14 protein-coding genes are annotated in these 17,120 nt (G+C 56.7%); 2 read left to right on the top strand and 12 right to left on the bottom strand.

The window, feature by feature from the left end:
* Positions 1–13 precede the first annotated feature (13 nt).
* The 9 genes from ACQCLF_RS10500 to ACQCLF_RS10460 form a co-directional block, all read right to left on the bottom strand.
* A complete protein-coding gene (locus tag ACQCLF_RS10500; protein ID WP_426986994.1) occupies positions 14–955 on the bottom strand; it encodes a hypothetical protein in 942 nt (313 codons plus the stop codon).
* Positions 956–984: 29 nt separating this feature from the next.
* The gene (locus ACQCLF_RS10495; protein WP_426986992.1) at positions 985–2,232 is read right to left on the bottom strand and encodes a tetratricopeptide repeat protein; all 1,248 of its coding nucleotides are present in this window, start codon (positions 2,230–2,232) and stop codon (positions 985–987) included.
* A gap of 5 nt (positions 2,233–2,237) precedes the next feature.
* Positions 2,238–2,882: an energy transducer TonB gene (locus tag ACQCLF_RS10490; RefSeq protein ID WP_426986990.1), complete on the bottom strand. Its 645-nt coding sequence runs from the start codon at positions 2,880–2,882 to the stop codon at positions 2,238–2,240.
* Entirely contained in the window at positions 2,882–3,289 is a 408-nt protein-coding gene (locus ACQCLF_RS10485; RefSeq protein WP_426986988.1) for an ExbD/TolR family protein, read from the bottom strand. Before ACQCLF_RS10485 ends, ACQCLF_RS10490 begins: the two co-directional genes overlap by 1 nt.
* Positions 3,290–3,310: 21 nt before the next feature.
* Entirely contained in the window at positions 3,311–3,826 is a 516-nt protein-coding gene (locus ACQCLF_RS10480; RefSeq protein ID WP_426986986.1) for a MotA/TolQ/ExbB proton channel family protein, read from the bottom strand.
* Positions 3,827–3,838: 12 nt separating this feature from the next.
* The gene (locus ACQCLF_RS10475; protein ID WP_426986984.1) at positions 3,839–5,212 is read right to left on the bottom strand and encodes a MotA/TolQ/ExbB proton channel family protein; all 1,374 of its coding nucleotides are present in this window, start codon (positions 5,210–5,212) and stop codon (positions 3,839–3,841) included.
* A 10-nt stretch (positions 5,213–5,222) separates the two neighbouring features.
* Positions 5,223–5,978: a DUF3450 domain-containing protein gene (locus ACQCLF_RS10470; protein WP_426986982.1), complete on the bottom strand. Its 756-nt coding sequence runs from the start codon at positions 5,976–5,978 to the stop codon at positions 5,223–5,225.
* A gap of 69 nt (positions 5,979–6,047) precedes the next feature.
* Entirely contained in the window at positions 6,048–8,474 is a 2,427-nt protein-coding gene (locus ACQCLF_RS10465) for a TonB-dependent siderophore receptor (protein WP_426986980.1), read from the bottom strand.
* Between the two features lie 471 nt (positions 8,475–8,945).
* Complete coding sequence (locus ACQCLF_RS10460) at positions 8,946–10,400, bottom strand: adenosine deaminase family protein (protein ID WP_426986978.1); 1,455 nt, start codon at positions 10,398–10,400, stop codon at positions 8,946–8,948.
* 296 nt (positions 10,401–10,696) lie between these two features.
* Between ACQCLF_RS10460 and puuE the strand changes: the two genes are divergently transcribed.
* The gene (gene puuE, locus ACQCLF_RS10455) at positions 10,697–11,605 is read left to right on the top strand and encodes an allantoinase PuuE (RefSeq protein ID WP_426986976.1); all 909 of its coding nucleotides are present in this window, start codon (positions 10,697–10,699) and stop codon (positions 11,603–11,605) included.
* A gap of 100 nt (positions 11,606–11,705) precedes the next feature.
* Entirely contained in the window at positions 11,706–12,329 is a 624-nt protein-coding gene (locus ACQCLF_RS10450) for a cupin domain-containing protein (RefSeq protein WP_426986974.1), read from the top strand.
* A 39-nt stretch (positions 12,330–12,368) separates the two neighbouring features.
* Here ACQCLF_RS10450 and ACQCLF_RS10445 read toward each other — a convergent pair whose 3' ends face one another.
* The 3 genes from ACQCLF_RS10445 to ACQCLF_RS10435 all read right to left on the bottom strand — a co-directional run bounded on the left by ACQCLF_RS10445 (position 12,369) and on the right by ACQCLF_RS10435 (position 17,119).
* Positions 12,369–13,169: an ATP-grasp domain-containing protein gene (locus ACQCLF_RS10445; protein ID WP_426986972.1), complete on the bottom strand. Its 801-nt coding sequence runs from the start codon at positions 13,167–13,169 to the stop codon at positions 12,369–12,371.
* Positions 13,170–13,264: 95 nt separating this feature from the next.
* Entirely contained in the window at positions 13,265–16,654 is a 3,390-nt protein-coding gene (gene amt / locus ACQCLF_RS10440) for an ammonium transporter (protein ID WP_426986970.1), read from the bottom strand.
* A 156-nt stretch (positions 16,655–16,810) separates the two neighbouring features.
* Entirely contained in the window at positions 16,811–17,119 is a 309-nt protein-coding gene (locus tag ACQCLF_RS10435; protein ID WP_426986968.1) for a DUF1330 domain-containing protein, read from the bottom strand.
* Position 17,120 lies beyond the last annotated feature (1 nt).

Here is a 17,120-nt window from a genome sequence, read left to right as displayed (position 1 = left end):
TAGAAAATAAAACCTAGTGCTTCTTGTCAGTCGGCTGAGAGGTCATCTCCGGGTGGTTGATCAAACCGTCCGAAACGCGCGGCTTTCCTTCCAGCCCGGCGATACGAGGCAACGCGGCCAGAACAATATCCAGGCTGAGAGGATTGACCCTCGGATAAAGCTCTTCCATGAGGGAGAAATCCCACTGGTTGCGCCCCTCCGCGGGGTTGGAAATCACGATAATATTGGCGTAGTTAATCCCCAGCATTCGCGAGTACGCCATCTCGGTGCCCACGCTCATGGTCACCACATCGCCGCCCATGCGCGCCATCATTTCCACTTCAGCGACGGTTTCAAATCGGCCGCCCCGGCTTTGAATGATCACACCACCATCGTGAATGCTAATGTCTTCGTACTTTTTATTGTCGAGAATCGCCTTGCGCGTTTCATCCAACAGAATGTCCCGAATATCGGTATCCACGGCGGGCACGAAGCGCGGCAGCGGAATAGCGTCCGGATCGCGATACACCTCGTGAGGGATACGAATCGGGCGATCGATGTTCAAATCGATAAAGTCATCCGGAATCACGTAGTCGTACACGTTCATGCTGCGATTGATCGCGCCGGCGGTCGCCCCGCCCACCGCTTCTTCAACACCGAGGTCATACAGCGCCACCCAGGTTTCCAACCACTTGCCACCACCGTGAGAATCCACGTAGTAAAACGGCAGCCCTTCATACTCGGCGTAATAAATGGTAGGAGATTTTCCCACTTTGGTGTCGATGGTGAACTCCGATTGAATCAGCCCGTCCCGGTGAAAAATAATATCGTTCAAAAAAGTGCCGCCAAGCACAGCGATGCGCGCCTTGGGAACATTCGGCGCGGCCTCGACCATACCGGCGGCCAACAGGAAGAACACGGTGACGATCACGCGAAGGGATCGAAAACGGTACCAACGTAACGGAAAGACTTTCATTACGACTCCTAAAAAAATGCGAAGTAAAATCAACTGTTATTGCGGCTCTGCCAGCGTTGCTGGCGACGCAGACTTTCGGCGTATTTCAGCCAACCGGACGCCTGCTCCCGGGTGTCGTCATAGGCGCGCGCTTTGCGCAAGGCCTCCAGGCCGTCTTCAAAGTTTTCCTGCTCGGTCAATGCAATACCCAGCGTCAGCCACACTTGTCCCGGTTGTTCGACGGGCATGGACTGAGCATTGCGCAATGCGCTTACCGCCTCATTCCAGCGCGCCTGTTCAACCCGGATGCCGGCGATACGCAGATAGGGGTCTCCCTGACCGGTCTCCTGCGCCAACGCCTGCAACGCGGACACGGCTTTGTCGTATTCCCGCGCGGTGCTCCAGGCGTTGACGAGCAAACTTAGATACGACTCATCAGAGGGCACTAAATCGTCCTCCAGCGCACGCTCCAGGAAGCGGCCGCCCCGGTCCGGGATACCTTCGGTGATCGCCAGTTGCACGAGCGAACGAATGGAGTTCTCTTTTTCCAGCACGCTGTGTCGCCACGCCAGTTGCAAGGTGGCCAGGGCTTTTTGCTGGTCGTCGAGCATCATGTAAACGCTCGCCAGTTGCTCCCAGTACTGGGCGTTGTCCGGCCAGCCGCTGACGACGGCGCGCAAATAGCGGGCGGACTTCTGGTAGTCTTCTATTTGAAAGCTCGAAGCAATTAACAGCTGATACCAGCTCTCCTGCGGTTTTTCACTGATCTCGACAGCGCGCTCGGCATAGGGCAGCGCTTCGGCGTAACGGTCGGTCTGTGCCATCAGGTTTGCCATGAACATTAATTGCGGCGGTTTCGGATCTTCCAGGGTTTCAAACCACTCCAGCGCAAACGTGATCGCTTCATCGTACTGTTCCTGCATGGCATACAGCTGCGCCACCATGTATCCCAGTTCTACTTTCATTTGCTCTGGCAGCTTGCCAATATCCAGGCTCGCCCGCATGTATTGCAGCGCCTCGGGGTAGTTATCCCGGGACATTTCCACATAGCCGAGCATCTGTAACACCATGGCTTCATCCATCGTGTCGGGGTCCACTTCGTCACGCAGTTCACTCAACTCATTGAACGCGTCTCCGAGTCGGTCCTCCGCCATCATCTCCTGGACGTCGGTCAACGTGTTGTAGGTCTTGCCACTCAGGGACTCACCTTGAGCCAGCACTGAACCGGCTGACGACAACAGCAACAAGAGCAGTGATGCACGCAGCCAGCGAAAACGGCGAATCATCTCAACTTTCATGCGCCTTATTCCCCCAACTTGAATTCAATGGTCTGGCGAGCCTGCTGTGGCTGAGCTTCACCGTTCACCATCTTCGGCCGAAAGCGCCAACGCTGCATGGCCTGGACCGCCGCCTGATCAAACAAACGCGGAGGTTTGGCGTCCACCACTGTTACGTCCGACACTGTGCCGTCTGCCCGAATGGACACCTCCATCGTGACGTACCCTTCCAGTTTGGCCTGCCGCGCCCGCTGCGGATAATTGGGCGGCACCTTCACCGTGGGAATCACATCGGAATCGAACCCACCCAGGCTGGCACCACCGCCGCCACTTAAGCCCGCCATATTGGGGCCACTGCCAGTCTGCAACGGCATATCCATGCTGGGCATATCCATCGCCAGGGCCGTCTGGTTCTGCACTTGATCGTTCTGGACACTCACATCGGGCGTTTCCGGTGGCGTCTCCGGCTCGGGAGGTTCATCCGGCGTGCGCCGATCTTTGGTTTCCAGACGGTCCTGCGTGGTATCCACGCGCACAAAGTTCAGCGCCGGCGACTCTGCACCCGAATCGGAAAAGCGACCGTCAGTGGCGATCATTGTCTGCATGATCAGAAACATCAGCAGACCCAGCACCACCGCCGCACCGAGACTCACCGCATATTTCACCCACATCAGTTATTCTCCGAAGCCACCGAGATCGATTCCGCACCGGCCAACCGCGCCTGATCCATAACCTGTATCAGGGTGTCCGTATTGGAATCACGATCAGCGACAATAATAATGGCCGCGCCGGGACTTTCGGCCAGACCGCGCTCCACATTCGCACGTATGGCGCGCTTATCGATCTGCCGCTTATCCATGTACACCTGATTGCTGGCATCAATGCCAACCTGGATACTGTTGGCTTCGGCCGCCATCGCGGTGTCGGCCTGCGGGCGGGTAACATCAACCCCGGCTTCTTTCACAAACGTGGAGGTGACGATAAAAAAGATCAGCATGATGAACACCACATCCAGCATGGGTGTCATGTCGATATCGTTATCGTCGTCTTCATTCATAAAAAACTGTTGATCACTCATAGCTTCCTCGTAGGCGGAGCCTTACTCGTGGCGGGACAACGCGCTGTGCAAGCGACGGCGTTCCCGCTGATAACGACGGTTGAGTTCTGTAGCAAACGGAATCGCCAGAATGGCGACCACCATGCCCGCCATGGTCGGGATGGTGGCGGCGCTGACACCATCCGCCATGGCACGTGGATTACCCGATCCCATGAACGCCATGACATCGAACACCTGAATCATCCCGGTTACTGTGCCCAGCAGCCCGAGCATGGGCAGCAGCGCAATCAGCGCGGTAATCAATTTCAGGTTGCGCAGCATCTGGCAATCCACTTCGGAAAACCATTGCTGGCGTTTGCGCTGCGCACCCCAGGACGCGGGTTCCGCCACACGCTCCCAGCGGCGCACTTGTTCCTCCCGGCTGGAGGGATACTCACGCAGGAAGAACCAGTAACGCTCCACAATCAGACACCAGAGCCAGATAGTGACGGCGAGGATTAACCACAAAACATCACCACCGGCGCTGAGAAAGTCGTTAAAACGGGACAGAAGGTTCATCGGTGCCTCCGCTTACGCTTTGGTCTTCGCAATATCGACCGCCTTGTCAGCGACCAGACCGGTCGCTTGCTCACCAATCATCTTGCTCAATTGCTGAACGCGACTGCTCAACAAACTGCTGGACAGCAACAGCGGAATCGCAACCACCAGGCCCAGCACCGTCGTAATCAATGCCTGGGAAATACCGCCCGCCATCAGTTTGGGATCGCCCGTGCCGAACAAGGTAATCGCCTGGAAGGTGCCGATCATGCCGGTCACCGTACCGAGCAGGCCCATCAGCGGTGCGATGGCCGCGAGCACCTTGATAACCGACAGCCCGCGACGCAGCTCGGCGAGATCCTTGAAGATGACTTCGTCGAGTTTTTTGCTCAGTGCATCGAGGTCGTTCAGGTGACGATTTTCGTAGTAAGCCAGCATCATCCGGCCCAGCGGGTTGTCCGACTCGGCGTGATCCATATCTTTAAGCTGGCGGCGCATGCGTTGCGACACGCGGGACAACTTTATCAAGCGTTCGATCACAATTAGCAGGCCGATAAAACCGATAAACAGAATGGCATAGCCCACCTCCTTGCCCTGCTGCACCCGCTCTCCGAGGCTGGGCGACTGCACCAGCAGACTCAGCAGGGAACCGCGCGAGGGGTCCAGCGCAAAGGCCACCGCTTCACCGGCGCCGGCATCGTACAGAGCACCGGCCGTGGAGCGCACCGATCCCGACGGTTGACGGGGCAGTTCCACCAGCTCCTGGGTGGAGGATTCGTAATTCAGGTAGGTATCCCCTGAAACCACGTTGAAGGTCCCCACACGCACCACCGGGGCCTCGTAGGTTTCACCCGAGGCGAGCACGATTTCACTGTCAAAGCGGCTGACGTGACCGGACTCGGCAATCTCCTGCATCATCACGGACCACAGCTGTTGCATCTCCGGGATGGTCGGCACCTCGGACGCATCCGCCAGCGTTTCAATGGTTTCGAGCCGTTCGGGAAATTCCGCACTGACTATCGAGTCAAAGAAAATGGACTGCATATCACCCGACACCTGCCGGAAAACACCAAACAGTTCGCCGAGGTTGCCGGTGCGCCGATCCAGCTGTTCGGTCAGTTCCGATAGCACGGCTTCGTTCTCATCGAACATGCCCTTCATCGTTTCGCGACGTTGCTCTTGCTCGGCCAGTTGCGACTTCACCGTCTCCAGCATCTGCTCACGTTCGTTGGCGCGAGACAGAAACTCCGCTTCGCGCTCACTGTTGTACGCCGACTCAGCCCGCGCATCCGCACTGACTTTCTGATAGAGAGCGTCCAGGGTTTGTTGCGCCATTACAGGGCTCGCTAATGCGAAACCCAGCGCGGCCAGTGCCAGCCCTTTAAGCGGGCGATTGATCAAATTCATAGGGTGGTCCTCACTGCTCCGGCGCGTTGATAGGAAGCTTCAACAATTCAGGTGGCGCTTGTTTACGCGCAACGCGCAACCCGTCACGAATGCTGTTTCGGTAGCCGGCATCCAGCGCTTCCCAATCGCTGCGACTGCTGTTCCAGCGGCCTATGCGACTGCCATCCAGTGTCTGGTAATACAAACCCACACGACCGACACGAAGGAATTCCACTTTGCGCGCTTCGCCGTCCATAACCAGCTCGCCGCGATAGGCTTCAATGGTTCGGCCGTACTCCACCTCAACCTGATAGGCTTCGAGAATACGGCGGTATTTTTCACCGGCGCTCACGTCGGCACGGTCAATAAGCTCCTTGAGGCTGGCCACGCGGTCCTGCCGCTCATCCAGCAGGAAAGGCACGTCGGCTTCCACGATCTCATCGAGCGTTTCCGTCATTTCCAACATCAGTGGCAGCGCGCCGGTTTCGATGTCGTCAATGGTTTCAATCTGGTTTTGAATACTGTCCATTTCCTGATTCTGGGATTGAATCAGGCGGTCCATTTGCTGGTTGTAGATCTTCAGGCTTTCCAACCGACGGGAGACCGTCCGAAATTCCTGGAAATCGCTTTTGGCCTGATCGTCCAACCGGTCAATCCGGGCCTGGCTGGCGGCACCGTCGCGGTCCATTTGCTCCTGACGGGACAGACTGTCGTCCACGGTTTGCGCCGACGCATTCGCCATCAGCAGACCACAGGCGACAAAAAGCAGGGGTTTACGAAGTCGCATAGTTAACCTCTATCAAAATTCGGGGCCGGCACGGCCGGCCCCAGTTGTGCTGATGGTGCTGACCCATTATCAGAACCGGTAGGCCAGGCTGACGGAGTAGTGCCGCGGCAGCTCCGGCAACACAATGGTGCCGCCAAACAAATCCGGGAAGTTGGCACGGAAGTACGTTTCATCCGTCAGGTTCTTACCCTGGAAACTGAGCGTCCAGTCGTCCGTGGTATAACTCAGTCCTGCATTCAGCAATGTATAGGAGGGCAGTTTTACGCCACGGGAGAAGCCACTGAACGTGGAGTCGGCATGCACCGCACTGGCCGTGAAGCGCCAAGCGTCAGCGAACTCATAGGCACCGGTCACGCTGTACATGTTTTCCGGAATACCCACTTTGCGCGCTTCCTCTTCAGAGCCCACCAGAGTCAAACCCTGCATGACATAACCGTAGAACAGAGCGGGATCGCTGACGCCCGTCAGGTCACCGGCGCCCTGGAAACCAAACTGGCTGCCGCTGTCTTCCAGCGCGGTCAGGTTAGTGACTTCCACGTGAGTCATGGCGGCGGTCAAGGTGAAGTTGTCGGTCACCAGGAAACGCGCTTCCAGTTCGTAACCCTCACTTTCCGTGGTGGCGTTACTGACCATGTCCTGCGCGCTGTAGTTGGTGCGCGACTGTTCGAACCAGGCAGCCGACAGGTACAGACGATCATCCAGGAAGCTGCCTTTGACACCCACTTCTTTCAGCTCGGAGTCGGCCATAACATCACCACTGGCGACCAGGTCCGGGCTGATCTCGGAGCCCTGGCCCATGATGATGGTGGCCTGCTCAGAAACGGTGGCGTAGGGAATAAGCCCAAAGGGCAGCTTGTAGGACACGCTGGCCGTCCAGGAAACACCGTCTTCGGTTTCAGACGCTGATGTCACTTCCGGCACGACACGCACTTTCTCGGTCACTACGTCGGTATTGAACTTAACGCTGTCGTAGCGTGCGCCCAACATAACATCGAGATTTTCGCCAATGTCGTAGTCCGCCAGGAACGCCAGGCCGTAGTCTGTGAAATCACCCACCTTATAACTGGAGTAATCGGAATCGGTCATGGTGGCCAGGAGCATACGATCCATGCCGGCAATCGGCTGGCTCAGATCGCGCCGATCAAAATACTCATAATCGAACTCTTCACCGTGCTCGAAATCGGTGTAGCGAATGCTGGGGGAGATTTGATAGCTGCCGTGCAGCCAGTCGCTGTGTTGCGAGTCAAACGCAAAAATCGTCTGGTTCTCAATCGCGTAGGTGTTGAACTTGGCGCTGAACCCGTAGGCGTTTTCGTTGAAGTTGTCGACACCCTCATAGAAGGTTTTGTTGGTGATGGTAAAGTTGTCATTCACCCGATGAATCAAATCGAAATAAAAGGTTTCCACATCGGTGGTCAGCTGGTCTTCAGGGCCGACCAGTACCTGACTGCCATCCAGCTGAGTAGTCCCGGAATTCTCCAACGCCCAGGCGGGATCCATGTCGGCATCAGTCGCCGAGGACGCCGGAACAAAGAAGTTGTTCGGGTTAACGAAGGTGCCTTTCCACGCGTCGTATTCATCCGGTGAATTGTAACCATCGCCATTGGTGTCCACGGGCTGCGCCGTTCCGGTAATGTAGGTACCGTTGTCGATCAGGTCCTGGGTAACACGGTTCCAGCCCGCGATCTGGTTACCATCGTATTCATGGTACATACCGCCAAACTCGATGCGAGTATCAGCCGTGAGGTCCATGTTGAAGGAAGCCTGAAAAATGTTCTGATCGGTTTTACTGTTCTCGTAATAGCTGCCGGAGTTCTCGGTTTCCGCATAAATGTAGTAACCCAGCGGTTTGTCGCCAATGCTCGCGGGACCACCGACTTCCGCCGTCAGTACGTTTTTCTCCCAGCTGCCCCGGGTAACCGAAAGGGCGCCGGTGGGCTCAGTCAGATACTGTCCGGTTTCCGCACGAGCCGACTTCGGCTCAAAGTTCAGGAAACCGCCGATTTTGGACGGGCCGTAGATCGGACTGGCAGGCCCCCGCACCACATCCACACGATCGGAAGCGCCGATCGGCGTGGGGTAGTTGCCCGGGTTGTTCACACGGCGCATGCCGCGAAAGTACACTTCTCCCGGCGTACCGCGCACATCGAGCGAACCGGCGACACCAAAGAAGGATTGCGTAAATGAACCGGGCGCGATCAATACCAGGTCATCGATATCGGTGATATTGAAGTTTTCCATCATCTCGGCGCTGACTGATGTCACACCGCGGGGCGTCTCCAGAGCCGTTTTCCCAAAGCCGAACACCGATTCCACCGGCTCGGTGGGCATAATGCCCATTGTGTCTTCAACAGCGCCTTCGGTGGTGTAGGTGCCGAGTTCCACAGCTTCCTCTTCCAGCTCTCCCTGAGCCATCGCACCAGCGCTGGCCAAGCCGCAGCCCAAACCGATGGCTATGGCAAGCTCTTTGTATTTAAAGCGGGTTTTCGTGGTCATGATATGCACTCCAAACTTCTGTTTTGTGATTGCCTGAACAGCTATTCAGAGTGTTTGCAAGCGCCATGCCATTTCCTGTCCAAATGGTTACGATTTTAGGAAATCCGATAATATTTCAGATAAATCATGGAGTTATGAGGGGAGAAACTTGATACAGTCGATTATTATTGGCGGCGATTGGTCACCACTCACGCCCTGTACGGGCCAGAGCGATCATTCCTGAGGCACTCCCGGAACGCATGCACCAAATGGGGCACAACACCCGCCAGCCTTGAGCGGTCGGTTGTCAGCCCTGAGCGATCAGGTGATCAGCCCTGAGCGATCAGGTGGTCAGCCCTGAGCGATCAGGTGATCAGCCTTGAGCGATCAGGTGGTCAGCCCTGAGCGATCATCGAAAAGAAAAAAGCATTGATCGGGGTTTCCCAATCAATGCCTGCAAATGTGTTTCTCCGGTCAGCGACGAACGGAGCCTTAGCGTCCCCAGTCACACAGGTCGTAGAAACGACAGGTGAAGCTGTAGCTAACCGGCTCCACATCCTCCAGCACTCTGACGCCACGCTTGCGGAACGCCGTTTCAAATCCTTTAATGCGCTGTTCGAATGTTTTCAGCAACGCCTCCTTCGTCTCGTCGTCCACAAACGAGTAAGCCAGGGAGTTTCTGCTCAGTTGCTTCAACTCACTCCAGGATAGGTTGTACTCCTTGACCGCTACAAAAAATTCGTCCGTGATGTTGGAATCCCACATGCCGCGATCATCCGTGGAGAGCGCTACCGGTACACCAATGCGCAGATATTCCGGGAACGGGTGCTGACTGTAGTCATCCACATACTCCAGCAGCAGATTGGAAATCAGGTTAATCTCGATCAGGTAAGGACCGTGGCGCATTTGCCGCAACAAATCTTCATCATTAATTACCTGAATCCCGTGTCCGATACGATCCGCCCCCAGCATCAGGGTATCCCGGACGTGGCGGTTGGGTTCATCCAGTTCACCCGCGTGAATCGACAAACGAACGTTATTATAGGTGCGACGCAGTTCCCGCAGGGTATCCTTGAAACGCATCGGATAGCCCTTGTCGTTGTCCTCACGGCCCACCATATTTACCGCCAAATACAAATCGCTGTTCTCGGAAACGAATTCGTAAGCGTCGATCAGCTGCTGCTCCGCATTGGGAGCAAAGCGCAGAATAGACTCCTGAAAGCGCACCGTCACGCCCGTATCTTTTGCATCTTTCTGAGCCAGGCGATCCTTGTACATTTGCACGACCGTCTCGGCCGGAATAGGCGATCCGTCCGGCTTGCGAAAGCCCTTGGCGCCCATCATGGCCTCCAGGTAGATGAGCCCCTCTTTACCGAAAGCCTCCATATTCCTATACAGGATTTCCATCATCAGGTACGGGCTGGAAAGCAGCTCGTCAAAGCGCTGCCAGTGCGTGGAGAAAAACTCGTCCCGACCTTCATGATCGTGATTAAGACGAAGGCTATCCAGCCAGCCCTGGCGTTCCTCTTCGTTCAGCTCCGAGAGCTTTTTGTACTCACCTTTTTCACACGCCGGCAATGTCTCGTAGGTAGAGGCCCGTATGTTGTGAAACATCAATAAGTAAGGAGAGCGTCCATATTCGTTGTGACCAAAAGGCTTGCAGTTGTCGATACGCACTTTGGTGTAGAACTCGTAGCCATGCGCTTTTTGCGCCAGCGCCAGCTCGTACCACCACTCGGACATACCCGAGCCGCTCATATGGTTGTGCAGATCCCCCCCTTTAGGCATCGCGTACAGGAAGGTGTACAGCTCGCGGTCACTGGCTTCGGCCTTAAAGGCTTCGAACCATGCATCGTCCGCCCGGGCTTGCATAGCACCGAGCACCAGCCAGAAAACCGCGACGCACCAGGCCGCCGTCAGGGGTTTGGAAAGAGGGGTAAAACTCATGGCGTTGTTCCGTTCGGGTTAGGGTACCACTCAGCAAGCGGACCAATAGGTGGGTCCACATCGGTGAACTGACCAATGCAATAGTGATACCACTTTTAACGCCCCGTACCGTGCCTAGCCAGCGCAGGCAATAACCTGTCCAAACGGTCGAGATTTGTTTTCATGTGGTGCAAGTTTATAAAAAGTGCCCCGAAATACAGCGCCACCACGTACAAATAGCCACTCGGAATACCTTGTCTGATGGCATAATTTTTGATTAGTCCAGGGTCTACCCACGGGTTTTAAGCGAGGCCCACATGACCCAGAACCATTACCCCCGGGACCTGATCGGCTACGCGGGCCACCCGCCCCGGGTACGCTGGCCCGGCAGCGCCCGTCTGGCGGTGCAGTTTGTGATTAACTATGAAGAAGGCGCGGAGAACGCCGTGGTACATGGTGATACCTATTCCGAAACATTTCTTTCGGAGATTATCGGTGCCAAACCCTACCCCGCTCGCCATATGAGCATGGAGTCCATGTACGAATATGGAAGCCGCGCCGGTTTCTGGCGATTGCACCGGCTGTTCACCGAACTCGGTGTCCCGGTCACCGTTTACGGAGTAGCGATGGCCTTGGAGCGCAACCCCCGCGCCGTAGAAGCCATGCAGGCCGCCGAGTGGGAAATTGCCAGCCACGCCTACCGCTGGATTGACCACCAGTTTATGCCCATCAACGAAGAGCGCGCTCATATTGAGCAGGCCATCGACATCCACACCCGGGTCACGGGCGAACGACCGCTGGGCTGGTATACGGGCCGAGACAGCCCAAATACCCGTCACTTGATTCTGGAGCAAGGCGGGTTTCTCTACGACTCGGATTCCTACGCCGACGATCTGCCTTACTGGCATTACAGCGAGCAACACGATCCACACCTGATCATTCCCTACACGCTGGACAACAACGATATGCGCTTCGCGGCGCCCCAGGGGTTCAACTGCGGCGACCAGTTCTACACCTACCTGAAGGACAGTTTCGATACGTTGTACGCCGAAGGGGCCTATGCGCCCAAGATGATGAGCGTCGGGCTGCACTGCCGCATTATCGGTCGCCCGGGTCGATTCCAGGCGCTGCAACGGTTTTTGCATTATGTACGGCGCCACAACGATGTCTGGCTGTGTCGTCGGGCGGATATCGCACACCACTGGCGACAAAACCATCCCGCTTAACGGACATCGAAAAACACCGCACGGACAACGCCGCCGTCGGTAGAGACAGCACAACAATGCTTTTAAACAATGATTGCTTTTACATAATGAAAGAGCCGCTATGATAAAACCTGTCTGCAACCCTTTATTAAAACGGATCATGGCACCCTGCCTGGCTTCAGCACTTCTGGCCGGCTGTCAGCTCACACCCCAATCCCGTGAGGCAGAACACCCTATGACGAATGTGCCGGACAGTGCCCGCGCGGTGATCAAGGCGTTGAACCTGGAGGGTCACGTGGAGGGCGGTTTTTACCGTCGGACCTTTCAGGCCGATGACCGCGGCCCCATCATGACCCGTCATGGTGAACGCTACACCATGACTTCGATTTTTTATCTGTTAACCGCAAAATCACCTATCGGCCATTTCCATCTGAACCGCTCCGATATCGTGCACTACTATCATATGGGTGATCCCATTGAGTACACCCTGATTTACCCGGATGGGAGCCTGGAAACGCTGGTCATGGGCCCCGATGTGGTCAACGGCCAACGTTTACAAATGACGGTAAAGGGCGGCGTCTGGAAAGCCTCGCGTGTACTGCCAGGCCGCATGGGATATGGACTGATCAGCGAGGCGGTATCGCCCGGTTTTGACTTTGCAGATATGACACTGGGCGAGCGCCAACCATTGCTATCGCAATTTCCACAACATGCCGAGGCCATTCGACAACTCACTCGGGAATAAGCGGCCTTACCCGCCTATTCCCGGTAAGTGTTCGCCTCGTCAGGCGGCAATGGGGTGGTCGGGATCGTCCCCGGGGCTGAGCGCTTCACTCAGATAACCGAGCACCGCCTCGCGCAAGTGTGCCGCTCCTCCGGCAATGCCTTGATGTCCGAACAGGCGATTGAATTCAATCAGGACGGGATGAGTGCCGAGCATGGCAATATCAAAACCCGCGTGGTCTACCTGCAAGCGATGCGCCACCCGCAACGCAAGCGCCAGGGCCGCTTCAGGCACTGGCGCTTCATCCACCTGTCCGCCTCGCGCAATATTATTGTGGAAACTGTAACTGGACTGCAGGCGCCAATAGGCCGCCAGAACCCTACGGCCCACAACCACTACGCGAATATCCCGGTCGATGGGAAGCCACTCCTGAACGTATAAGGTCTCGGTACGCGTCAGGTACTGACACCATTGCTCGCGGTCCTCAATCAACCAGACGCCTTCCCCCATGCTGCTTTTGGGGCGCTTCGCCACAAAGGGCGGAGACATACGTTCCCATAGAAGTTCGGCGTTCTCGGGTGTGTTCGCCAAAATGTGAGTGGTGGGCACATGTCGGGGCGCCACCGCTTCAAACACCCGGCTCATTTCTACTTTATTGTGGCCAATTAAATAACTGGACTGGCTCGGGAAGATGCGGCAACCCAGGCCGTATACCAGCGTGTTGATCTGCCAATACTCGGGAAACAACACCCAATCCGCAGCAGTCAATTCCGCCTGATGGCGCATCCAGTGTTCGGGTTTAATAACCCGGGTATTGGGAAAACCCAAGGTACGGAAGGGGTCAAAACTAACCAGATTCATAGGACAGCGACTCACGAAAACGGCCTGCGCCGGAAGCGCGAATTTTGCGCTGCACCCGCGCCTCTGGCAAGCATTATTTATCGCTCCACGGCTACTCAGCGCGGCATCATCCGAACCTCCCAGCGGCTATCCAGTGGCTCGGGTCTCCCGAGGAAATAACCCTGGGCGTAATCCACGCCCAATGCCTGCAAGGCCATCAGGATTTCCTCGGATTCTACGAACTCCGCCACGGTCTTGAGGCCCATTTCCTGACCAATATTATTGATGGACGCTACCATCACATGGGCTGTGGAGTCACGACAGATATCCTTCACGAAACTCCCGTCAATCTTGATAAAATCAACAGGCAGGTTTTTCAGATAACCAAACGACGATACGCCTGAGCCAAAGTCATCCAACGCAAAGCGACAACCGATGGATTTCAGCCGTTCGATAAAGCGCACGGCACTGGATAGATTAGCGATGGCACTGGTTTCCGTAATTTCAAAGCAAATACTTTCCGGGGGAACCCCTGAGGACTCCAGTCCGGCCAGCACAAAGTTTAAAAAATCCGGGTCGGTAATCGAGTCGGCACTGATGTTAATACTGTAGTAGCCTGGCAGGCGGCCGCTGCGGCGGAAATCATCCCCGACCCAGGCCAGCGTATTCTCCACCACCCAACGATCGATGCCCGCCGCCACGCTGTAGCGCTCAGCCGCCGGCATAAAGGCGCCCGGCGGAATCAGGCCACCGCGCTCATCCAGCATGCGCACCAGCACCTCGTAGCTTGGCACCGGCTTATCAGCCGGGTCTGCGCTATCGACTTTAAGCGGCACAATCGGCTGCACGAACAGCCGCAACCGGTCTTCGTCCAGCGCCCGTCGCAAACGGTTCACCCACTGCATTTCGCCCTGTCGTTCCAGCAATACCTGGTCGTCGGGCTCATACAGATGCACGCGGTTACGGCCCGAATCTTTGGCCGCATAGCAGGCCGCATCAGCGGCGCCCAGCAAGGGACTCAAGCCGTGGTCGTATGGCGCAATCGGCACCAGTCCGATACTCACGCCCACCGCAAAAGTTTTGCTCTCCCAGGAAAACCGGAAATCCTCCACCAGCTCACGAATGCTCTCCGCCACTCGCAACGCTTCTTCCACACCGCACCGATGCAACACGATACCGAATTCATCACCACCGAGCCTGGCCAGCACATCGGAGTCGCGCACTCGACTTTGAAACAGCACAGAAAGCTGCCTCAGCAGTTCGTCACCGGCAATATGGCCACAGGTGTCGTTCACCACTTTGAACTGATCCAGGTCCAGGTAACACAGCACATGCTCGCCTTCACCCCCGTCGCTCAGCAGCCGCTCCAGACGCCGTTCAAATTCGGCCCGGTTGATCAAACCGGTCAGCGCGTCGTGTGCCGCCTGATGCGTCAACTCCCTGGCCAGCTCCCGGGTCACCGATACGTCGCTGAACGTCAGTACCACACCCAGCAAACGTCCCTCCGGATCGCGGATGGGTGCCACCGAATCCTGCACCGGAATTGTGCGTCCGTCTCGCCGTTTCAGTGCACGATGGGCGCCATCGTCCCGGCCTTTGGGCCGATAGGGTTTGCGCAGAATCTGTTCAATTGAGTTAGGCAACGGCGCGCCGCTGACTTCGTCGACCAACTGATAGATTTCGGTGAACAAACGGCCATTCATTTCCGCCAATGACCAACCGGTAAGCTCCTCGGCGACGGGGTTCAGGTATTGCACACAGCCGGCACTGTCGGTGGTAATCACCCCGTCGCCAATAGAGGCCAGGGTCACCTGGGCCAGTGTTTTTTCGTGGTAGAGCTGTTCCTCCATTCGGCGCCGCTCCGTGATATCCCGCACGATTCCAGTGTAGTGATCGCCACCGGAAAGCGCATCACGACTGATGGTCATTTCCGCCAGAAAATGACTGCCGTCGCCTCGCCGACACTTTACTTCCCGCTTGATTTCTCCCCCGGGAGACGGCAGCCATAACTCCGGCCGCCAGTCCTCCTCGTCCAAAAGCTCCCGTAAAGACAGCCCCGGATGATCGGAGGCCAACGCAAACATCTTGCGCGACCCGGGGTTAAAGCTGGTCAATCGCCCTTCGGCAGTAAAGGTTAAAATACCATCGCGAATATCGCGCACAATGGCCTGAGTGGTTTGCACCGCGCGGCTCAGCGCACGAATTACTTTGTTGTACTGAAAGGCGATTTGCCCGACTTCGGTAAACGGCTCCACCGGGACTTCCCCGTGAAAATCCCCCGCACGGGCATCGCCCTCCATCGCTTCCAGCAATTCAATCAGTTCGGTGCGAGTGCCGTGTTCGGCCACATTCAAACCCAGTCGCTCCGCCTCCGCACTCACTCGCAGGGGAAACACGGTGTTGAGGATCCGCAGCAACAGATACGCCACGCCAAAACTCCAGATCGCACAAGCCAGTATGCCGGTCAATTGCACCCCGAACTGCTGCAGTCGCCCCAGCTCGTTATCGCCAAACAATGCCACCGCCAGCGTGCCCCAAATGCCCGCCGCCAAATGCACGGGCACAGCGCCTACCGCATCGTCAATGCGCCGTCGCGCCAGCAGGTTATCCGCAACCATCATCACGACACCACCCACCGCGCCGACCAGTAATGCATCCAGAGTGGAGAGGGTGTGAGCCCCGGCAGTCACCGACACCAGCCCCGCCAGCAACCCGTTCACTGGCTGCACCGCGTCGGTGTAGCCTTTAAGACGCCAGTTAACGACCAGCACTCCCAGTACACCAGCCACGCCGCCGAGCAAGGTGTTGACGACAATCGCGGGAATTTCGCGGGTGGCGGCCAGCGTGCTGCCGCCGTTAAAGCCGAACCAGCCAAAGAACAGCAGCAGAGCACCTAGCATGGCCAGTGGCAGGTTGGAACCCGGAATGGCTCGCTCCTCGCGCTCGAACCGTCCCTGTCGGGGACCAATGATCAGCAAGACAGCCAGCGCTACCCAGCCACCTACGCTGTGCACCACCGTAGAGCCGGCGAAGTCCACAAAACCGAGTCGGGCCAGCCAGCCCAAACCGTCCGCATGAACACCCGCCCAGGCCCAGTGACCGAACACCGGATAAATCAGCCCCGCCACCAGAAAGCCAATAAGGACATAAGCGGCGAAGCGCAGGCGCTCCGCCGACGCTCCGGAAATGATCGTGACGGCGGTGGCGCAGAACATGGCCTGGAACAGAAAGAGGGCGGCGTACCAGGCATCGTCCAGCAACGCCGACGGCAAAAAGTCGCTAGTGCCCAGCCAACCGGCCGCGCTGGCCCCAAACATCAGGCCAAAACCAAAAAGCCAATACAGCACCACCGCGAGAGCAAAGTCGGTAATGTTCTTCAAGGCCACATTAATGGCGTTCTTGCTACGGGTCAGTCCGGACTCCAGGCACAGAAATCCGAGTTGCATGTTAAACACCAACGCCGAACACAATACCAGCCACAACACATCGAGCAGGGAACCGGCCATAAAACACTCTCTCATCAATAACAGCGTGCCGATGGTGATGCCTGAGGAAGGCTCTCGACACACTGAAAAGCTTTTGATAGAGGTTCAGGCAATTTTCGCGCCAAAAACCCGGCACGGTCGCAACCCACACCAACTCGAGACAGGATCAAACCAGGCTCAGGAAGAAAGCACAGTCTCCACGGTGCCATCCACCAGCACCATATTGACCGTGGCGCTGCTCTGGCGAAGCTGGTGAATGGGTCGATACTCTTCGCTGGTAGCCCAGTGGTGTGCTTGCGCCCAATCGGGAAATTCCATCACGACGATCCGTTTTGGTTGCCAGTGGCCATACAGTGTTTCCGAGTCGGCGCCGCGCACCCGATAACGCCCGCCACAGGCCGCGACGGTGGGTGTGATTTTCGTCAGGTAATCGCGATAGGTATCCGGGTCATGCACATCGATATCCACAATAATGTAAGCGCTCATA

It is taken from the genome of Marinimicrobium sp. ARAG 43.8 (assembly GCF_050113635.1).
In the GTDB taxonomy this organism is placed as follows: Bacteria; Pseudomonadota; Gammaproteobacteria; order Pseudomonadales; family Cellvibrionaceae; genus Marinimicrobium.
The sequence above is the reverse complement of the archived record's forward strand: the minus strand, read 5'-3'. Positions and strand labels throughout refer to the sequence as shown.

What these genes read in the sequence shown, in the direction of transcription:
- ACQCLF_RS10500 (WP_426986994.1), bottom strand. Translation starts at nt 955, where the DNA reads ATGAAAGTCTTTCCGTTACGTTGGTACCGTTTTCGATCCCTTCGCGTG.
- ACQCLF_RS10495 (WP_426986992.1), bottom strand. Translation starts at nt 2,232, where the DNA reads ATGAAAGTTGAGATGATTCGCCGTTTTCGCTGGCTGCGTGCATCACTG.
- ACQCLF_RS10490 (WP_426986990.1), bottom strand. Translation starts at nt 2,882, where the DNA reads ATGTGGGTGAAATATGCGGTGAGTCTCGGTGCGGCGGTGGTGCTGGGT.
- ACQCLF_RS10485 (WP_426986988.1), bottom strand. Translation starts at nt 3,289, where the DNA reads ATGAGTGATCAACAGTTTTTTATGAATGAAGACGACGATAACGATATC.
- ACQCLF_RS10480 (WP_426986986.1), bottom strand. Translation starts at nt 3,826, where the DNA reads ATGAACCTTCTGTCCCGTTTTAACGACTTTCTCAGCGCCGGTGGTGAT.
- ACQCLF_RS10475 (WP_426986984.1), bottom strand. Translation starts at nt 5,212, where the DNA reads ATGAATTTGATCAATCGCCCGCTTAAAGGGCTGGCACTGGCCGCGCTG.
- ACQCLF_RS10470 (WP_426986982.1), bottom strand. Translation starts at nt 5,978, where the DNA reads ATGCGACTTCGTAAACCCCTGCTTTTTGTCGCCTGTGGTCTGCTGATG.
- ACQCLF_RS10465 (WP_426986980.1), bottom strand. Translation starts at nt 8,474, where the DNA reads ATGACCACGAAAACCCGCTTTAAATACAAAGAGCTTGCCATAGCCATC.
- ACQCLF_RS10460 (WP_426986978.1), bottom strand. Translation starts at nt 10,400, where the DNA reads ATGAGTTTTACCCCTCTTTCCAAACCCCTGACGGCGGCCTGGTGCGTC.
- puuE (WP_426986976.1), top strand. Translation starts at nt 10,697, where the DNA reads ATGACCCAGAACCATTACCCCCGGGACCTGATCGGCTACGCGGGCCAC.
- ACQCLF_RS10450 (WP_426986974.1), top strand. Translation starts at nt 11,706, where the DNA reads ATGATAAAACCTGTCTGCAACCCTTTATTAAAACGGATCATGGCACCC.
- ACQCLF_RS10445 (WP_426986972.1), bottom strand. Translation starts at nt 13,169, where the DNA reads ATGAATCTGGTTAGTTTTGACCCCTTCCGTACCTTGGGTTTTCCCAAT.
- amt (WP_426986970.1), bottom strand. Translation starts at nt 16,654, where the DNA reads ATGGCCGGTTCCCTGCTCGATGTGTTGTGGCTGGTATTGTGTTCGGCG.
- ACQCLF_RS10435 (WP_426986968.1), bottom strand. Translation starts at nt 17,119, where the DNA reads ATGAGCGCTTACATTATTGTGGATATCGATGTGCATGACCCGGATACC.